Annotated in this window: 7 protein-coding genes; 2 read left to right on the top strand and 5 right to left on the bottom strand. The window is 70.1% G+C overall.

Going from position 1 to position 6,670, the window contains the following annotated elements:
- Together ACFDTC_RS05785 and ACFDTC_RS05790 are read right to left on the bottom strand one after the other, a co-directional pair.
- On the bottom strand, window positions 1-1,024 hold a 1,024-nt coding region (locus ACFDTC_RS05785; protein WP_375257930.1), incomplete at its 3' end, for a xanthine dehydrogenase family protein molybdopterin-binding subunit.
- Window positions 1,025-1,057: 33 nt separating this feature from the next.
- The gene (locus tag ACFDTC_RS05790) at window positions 1,058-2,212 is read right to left on the bottom strand and encodes a type III PLP-dependent enzyme (protein WP_375257931.1); all 1,155 of its coding nucleotides are present in this window, start codon (window positions 2,210-2,212) and stop codon (window positions 1,058-1,060) included.
- A gap of 114 nt (window positions 2,213-2,326) precedes the next feature.
- Here ACFDTC_RS05790 and ACFDTC_RS05795 point away from each other — a divergent pair, with 114 nt between their 5' ends.
- Window positions 2,327-2,767 (top strand): Lrp/AsnC family transcriptional regulator, encoded by a 441-nt coding sequence (locus ACFDTC_RS05795; RefSeq protein WP_375257975.1) that lies wholly within the window; start codon window positions 2,327-2,329, stop codon window positions 2,765-2,767.
- Window positions 2,768-2,817: 50 nt separating this feature from the next.
- Here the strand turns inward: ACFDTC_RS05795 and ACFDTC_RS05800 are convergent, their stop codons facing one another.
- From ACFDTC_RS05800 to ftsY, 3 genes are all read right to left on the bottom strand, one after another.
- Window positions 2,818-3,447, bottom strand: coding sequence for an inner membrane-spanning protein YciB (locus ACFDTC_RS05800; protein WP_375257932.1), 630 nt, complete (start codon window positions 3,445-3,447; stop codon window positions 2,818-2,820).
- Between the two features lie 51 nt (window positions 3,448-3,498).
- The gene (locus ACFDTC_RS05805; RefSeq protein ID WP_375257933.1) at window positions 3,499-4,401 is read right to left on the bottom strand and encodes an SMR family transporter; all 903 of its coding nucleotides are present in this window, start codon (window positions 4,399-4,401) and stop codon (window positions 3,499-3,501) included.
- Between the two features lie 103 nt (window positions 4,402-4,504).
- Window positions 4,505-5,734, bottom strand: coding sequence for a signal recognition particle-docking protein FtsY (gene ftsY, locus ACFDTC_RS05810; protein WP_375257934.1), 1,230 nt, complete (start codon window positions 5,732-5,734; stop codon window positions 4,505-4,507).
- 206 nt (window positions 5,735-5,940) lie between these two features.
- On the opposite strand from ftsY, the gene ACFDTC_RS05815 reads away from it, so the two are divergent.
- Window positions 5,941-6,670 (top strand): fatty acid desaturase (locus ACFDTC_RS05815; protein WP_375257935.1); only part of this gene is annotated, 730 nt, incomplete at its 3' end.

Raw genomic sequence — 6,670 nt, forward strand, 5'->3', positions numbered from 1 at the left:
CGTAGACGCCCGTCAGCACGCGCGAGAAGAGCTGCCCCTGCATCAGCTGCCCGAACTGCGAGTTGTACGCGCCGAGGTTCGAGAGGTTGTGCAGCCGGTATGCGGTGATGCGGTTGTTCTCGTCGAAGGCCATCTCGGCCATGGTCACCAGATCGCGGCCGGCGTTGTCCGACAGCATCGCTTCGGACCGGTCCGAGAACCAGCGCACCGGCCGGCCCAGCTTCATCGCGGCATGGGCCACGGCGAAGTATTCCGGGTAGGGCATCGTCTTGGTGCCGAAGCCGCCGCCCACGTCTGGCGTGGTCACATGAACCTGCTCTCGGTCGAGGTGCAGCATGCGCGACAGCTGCTCCTTCATGCCCCAAACGCCCTGCCCGCCGAAGGCGAAGTGCAGCCGGTCGCCGGACCATTCGGCGTAGGCCGCGCGCGGCTCCATCGGGTTCGAGATGATGCGGTGGTCGGTCACTTCCAGCCGCACGACGCGGGCGGCGCTCTCGATCGCCTTGGCGGTCGCGGCCTCGTCGCCGATGCCGAAGTCGAAGGCGCGGTTGTTCGGCGCCTCGGGGTGGATCGCGTGGTTCGAGGGGCCGAGTTCGGTGCAGACGGGCAGGTCGTCGTAGTCGAAGACGATCAGCTCGGCCGCGTCGCGCGCCTGTTCTAGCGTGTCGGCGATGACCATGGCGACCGGTTCACCCACGAAACGCACGCGCCCCTCGGCAAGCGTGGGCCGCTTGGGCGATGCCGCGGACGAGCCGTCGCGGTTCTTGGTCAAAACGGCGTTCATCGCAGTGTCGAGCCCTGCGTCGAGCATCTTCTGCCCGGTCAGCACCAGATGCACCCCCGGCGCCTCTTCGGCGTCGGCGGTGTCGAGCGTCGTGATCTCGGCATGGGCCACCGGCGAGCGCAGGACATAGGCGCGCAGCGCGTCCGCCGGCGCGATGTCGTCGACGTAGCGCCCTGCCCCGGTCAGAAAGCGCAGATCCTCGACCCGTGCGACCGACTGGCTTTTACCGAACTTTTCCATGCGTTTCCCTCCGCGACCCCGTCGCGGCGGACCTTAGACGGCGCGGCGCCGGTGTCCAGTGCTTGCCGGCGCGGCAACGCGGGTCGTGCCGTAGCCGTTGAAACGCGTGACCAGACTTGCGGCATAGGCACCCATCCCGCCGATGATCACGTGGTCGCCCTCGCGCAGGTCCTCGGGCAGCGGCAGGGGCGCGGGCAGCATGTCGAGCGAATCGCAGGTCGGTCCGAAGACGCGCCACGGTACGGCGGCGCCGCGTCGGGGCCGGCCGTCCGAATCCACGACCGCGATCCGGTCGGTCGCGGGCAGGTCGCGCCATTCGCCCAGCGCGCCGTAGAGCCCGTCGTTGAGGAACAGCGTGCGCCCGTCGACGGCCTTGATGCGCAGCACCAGTTGCGCCGCGTCGGCGGCCAGCGCGCGGCCCGGCTCGCACACCAGCGGTGGGGGCGTGTCGAAGGCGGCGCGTGCGGCCTGTGCGATGGTGTCGAAGTGCCCCTGCAGCGTCGGCGCGTCGCCCGCGCGGTGCGACGGGAACCCGCCACCGACGTTGAGGCGCGTCAGCGGCACGCCCGCGCGACGCGCGATGTCGGCGGCGGCGGCGATGTAGCGGGCCCAGGGCTCGGCGCCCTCGCATTGCGTGCCCGGGTGAAAGGTCAGCGACGGCTTGCCGCCGCGCTCGGCCACGAGGCGCAGCAGGGCGACCGCGATATCCAGCTCGGCGCCGAACTTGGCCCCGAAATCGTAGGCGGCGCCGGTCACCGGCAGCTTGAAGCGCACGGCGATCTCGTCGCCCGCGATATCGCCCAGCTTGTCCAGCTCGCCTGGGCGGTCGACCGACCAGCTGGCGATGCCGTGTCGGCGGGCGACGGCGATCTCGGCCGGCGAGCGGATCGGGTTGTGGTAATGCAGAGCGGCGCCGGGCGCCGCGTCGCGCACCAGCGCCATCTCGGCGGGCGAGGCGACGTCGAAGGCGGTGATCCCCGCGCGGTGCAGGCCGGCAATGACGGCCGGCGCGGGGTTGGCCTTGACCGCGTAGGTGACGAGGCCGGGAAAGCCGGTCAGGAAGACACGCGCCACGCGCGCGAGCGCTTCGGCAGCGTGGCGGAAGTAGGGCGCATCGTCGTCGAGCGCGGCGGCCGCGTCGGCGGCCGCGTCGGTGTCGTGAAAGAGATGCCTGCTGTCGCCCGCCATGACCTGCTCCTGTCGTTTGGGTCGCTTTCCACCAAGGTGACGCGGAATTCGCTCGGATTCGCGCGGCGGATCGACCAATATGACGGAAATGAACGACAGAACGGCGGGGTTCCCTTGCAGATCGACGAAACTGACCGCGCGCTGATCGCCGCACTGTCGGACAATGCCCGCCTGCCGACCGCCGATCTGGCGCGCAAGCTAGGGCTGGCGCGGTCGACGGTGCAGGCGCGGCTGGACCGGCTGGTGGCGCGCGGCGCGATCGCGGGCTTCACCATCAGGCGGGGCGCAGCCCTGCGCGCACCGCTGCGCGCGACCGTCCTGATCAGCGTCGAGGCGCGCGCTACCCCCGCGGTGCTGTCGCGGCTGCGGGCCATGCCGGTGGTCGAGACGGTGCACACCACGTCAGGCCGCGTCGACATGATCGTGCAACTGTCCGCCGACACGACCGAGGAACTGGACGCGACCCTGGACCGGATCGGCGAGGCGCAGGGGGTGCGGTCGTCGGAAAGCCTGATCCACCTCAGCACGAAGATCGAGCGCACCGCGCGCGGCTAGAAAGTCCGGGAAAGACTGGGGGCGGTGCGGTCCTCGCGCCGACTGCTGGATCAGCGGCGGGCGTCGCCTCCGGCTTCGCCGTCCGCATCGTCATGGATGCCATGCGCCGAGAACAGCGGCCCCTGCAGGATGAAGAAGGCGAAGACCGCCAGCGGCAGGCCGAAGGTCTCGAAATAGACCCAGGTCTCGGTCGCGAAGAAGCGCCAGACGATCTCGTTCGCGGCCGCCAGCGCGAAGAACAGCCACATCACCCGGCGTGTGAGGATGCGCCAGCCCTCGTCGCGCATGGGCATGAGTTCTTCCATGACGTATTGCAGCCAGGATTGCCGGCGCAGCAGGCCCGCCGCCAAGAGGCCGCCGAACAGCAGGTAGATGATCGTCGGCTTCATCTTGATGAAGCGTTCGTCGTTGAGCCAGACCGACAGCCCGCCGAAGATCACGATCACGATTGCGGTGAACGCCTGCATCCGGCTGAGCCGCCCGGTCAGCGCCCACAGGACGCCCATCGCCAGCAGGAAGATCGGGATGAAGACCGCGGTGACGACGATGAAGCCGTCATATTCCGTGCCACCCCAAGTGTAGACCTCGTCCTTGAGCCACAGATAGGCGACGAAGAAGCCGATCACCGGGCCGAGTTCGAGCGCGCTCTTGAGCGCGGGATGGATCTTGCGGTCTGCCATGCGTGTCTCCCGTTTGGGGCTAGTTAGGCCGCGGAGCGCGTCGGCGCAATGCTAGCCGCCCATCTCGACCACGACGGCACCCAGCGCGATCAGCGCCATCAGCGCGATGCGGCGGGGGCCGACGGTCTCGCGCAGGACCAGCCAGCCGATGATGGCGGCGAAGACGGTCGAGGTCTCGCGCAGCACGGCGGCCTCGCCCACCTGGTCGAGGCGCGTGGCCAGCATGATCGAGCCGAACGAGAAATACGCGACGAACGCGCCGATGACGCCGCGTCGCAACAGCGGCCAGGGTTCGGGCCGCTCGCCGCTGCTGCGCAGGCGCCAGAGCGCCACCAGCGGCATCAGCCAGCCGTCGACGACGAAGAACCACGCCAGGAACGTGAACGGATCGGCCGTCGCGCGGATGCCGAACGCGTCGTAAGTGGTGTAAAGCGCGACGAACACGCCGGTGGCCACCGCGAGCGCCAGCGCCGAGGGCAGCTTGGCGCGGTCGACCTCGAGAAAGATCAGGTTGTAGACCGCAAGGCCGAAGATTCCCGAGACGAGGATCGCGACGCCCAGCCACTGCATCGCGCTATAGGATTCGCCGAAGAACAGGATCGCGCCGATCATCGCGAAGAGCGGCCCGGTGCCGCGCACGACCGGGTAGACCACGGTGTAGGCGCCCTGGGTGTAGGCGGCGGCCTGCAGGAACTTGTAGGCCGCGTGGATCACGAAGGCGCCGGCGAAAATCGGCCACATGTGCGGCTCGGGCCAGGGCACGAGGAAGAGTGCCACCGGCAGCGCGATCAGGCCGTAGCAGCCGTCGATGGCACCACGCGACAGCCAGGGGTCGTGCTTGCCCTTCTGCAGCGCGCCGAACGCCGCGTGCAGGAAGGCCGCCAGAAGCGCGAGGCACAGCGCGACGGTCTGGCCAGTCTCGGTGCCCTCGATGGAGATCAGCCATTCGCTCATGCGGCGGGCTCGCTTGGGGGCTCTGCCCCCTTCCACCCTGACGGGCGGCCTCCCCCGGGATATTTCCGGAGAGAAGAAGCCGGCGCGGCGGCGCGCGCAACCCTCATGCGGCGCGATCTTCGGCGGCGAGGCCGGTCAGCGCGGCGGCGAATTCCTCGGGGTCGAAGGGGGCGAGGTCGTCTATCTGCTCGCCCACGCCGATCGCGTGAATCGGCAGGCCGAAGCGGTCGGCCAGCGCCACCAGCACGCCGCCCTTGGCGGTGCCGTCGAGCTTGGTCATCACGAGGCCCGACACGTCCGCGAGCTTCTGGAAGGTCTCGACCTGGTTGAGCGCGTTCTGGCCGGTGGTGGCGTCGAGCACCAGCAGCGTGTTGTGCGGCGCGTCGGGGTCCTTCTTGCGGATCACGCGGACGATCTTGGCCAATTCCTCCATCAGGTCGGCGCGGTTCTGCAGACGACCGGCGGTGTCGATCATCAGCAGATCCGCGCCCTCGGCCTGTGCCTTGCCCATCGCATCGTAGGCGAGGCTGGCGGGGTCGGATCCTTCGGGCGCGGTGAGCACCGGCACGCCCGCGCGGTCGCCCCAGACCTGCAGCTGCTCGACCGCCGCGGCGCGGAACGTGTCGCCCGCGGCGATGACCACGGACTTGCCCGCTGCGCGGAACTGGCTGGCGAGCTTGCCGATCGTCGTGGTCTTGCCCGAGCCGTTGACGCCGACGACCAGCACCACCTGCGGGCGCTTGGGATAGATCGGCAGCGGGCGGGCGACGGGCTCCATGATGCGGGCGATCTCGGCCGCCAGAAGCGTCTTGATCTCGTGCACCGACAGGCGCTTGCCGTAGCGGCCCTCGGCGATGTTGGCGGTGACGCGCAGGGCGGTCTCCACGCCCATGTCAGACGCGATCAGCAGTTCCTCGAGCTGCTCCAGCATCTCGTCATCGAGGGTTCGACGGACGACCGGCGCCGCATCCGCGCCGCGGAAGAGGCGGCCCAACAGGCCCGGCCGGGCCGGGGCGCGCGTATCCTCGTCGGGCGTGCGCGGCAGTTCCTCGGGGATGGCGGGCTGCACCGGGTCGCGCGGCTCCTCGCGCTCGGGCGGCGGCGCGGGCGGCACTTCGGGGGTCGGCTCGGGCTGCGGATCCCGCGGTTGCGGGACCTCGGGCGCGGGCGGGGATTCCGGTTCGGGCGCGGGCGGGATGTCGGGGGTTTCCGGTTCGCGCGGAGACGGCGCGTCGGCTTCGCCGTCGCCGTCCTGCACGATGGCGTCGAGCCCCTCGTCGAGCCGGGACGATGATTTGAAGAGCTTCGTCTTGAGCTTGCCGAAGAAGGACATGGGGATACCGCCTTGCCGTCGTTTCGCCTGAGTTAATACGCCGCGCCGGGATTTGAAAGCGCCTGCGCGGACGGGCGCGCGGCTGGACCGGCGGCGGCGAACCGGGATTTCCATGGTTTCGCCTTGGCCGGGGCACGATTCGCGCGTCTGGATCGGCATGCGCCGCGGGGGCGCGACGCGGCGGGGGCGGCATGCGCTTTGCAATCGTGACGATCGGAGTGACGGCACTGTTGGCGGCCGGCATCGTGCTGGGCGGGGCCTGGGCGGCGGTTGCGGCAGCCGTCATCACGGTCTTCGCCTGGGCACTGGACCGGATCGCGGCGCTGGCGGCGCCCGATCGCGTAGGGCAGGAATTCCCGTCCGGCGCAGCACTGTCGGTCGCGCTGGGCCTTGTGCATTTCCCGATCCTGTTCGGCGCGGTCGCTGCGTTGTCCGGCGCCGCTCACGACACGCTCGACAAGGTGCTGATCTTCGTGGCGGCGTCGCTGTTCATCGGCCAGGTCGGCAACGCCAACGCGCACGAGCTGATCCACCGCAAGGCGCGCGCACCGCGGCTGCTGGGGGTGGCGGTCTACGCGTCGATCCTGTTCGGGCACCACGCCTCGGCCCATCTTCGGGTGCATCACGTACATGCGGCATCGGACGGCGATCCGAACTCGGCGCGGCTGCACGAGGGGTTCTACCGCTACGCGCCGCGGGCCTGGGTCGGGTCGTTCCGCGCCGGATGGCGGGCCGAGCGGCGGCTGCGTGCGGGCCGCGGCCTGCACCCCTACTGGGGCTACGCGGCCGGGTCGGCGATGTCGCTGGCGCTGGCTGTGCTGCTGGGCGGCGGCGCAGGTATCGCGGCGCTGCTGGCGATCGCGCTTTACGCGCAGGCGCAGTTGCTGCTGTCGGATTACGTTCAGCATTACGGGTTGCGCCGGCAGCGGCGCGCGG

The organism is Citreimonas sp., from assembly GCF_042096055.1.
GTDB lineage: Bacteria > Pseudomonadota > Alphaproteobacteria > Rhodobacterales > Rhodobacteraceae > Citreimonas.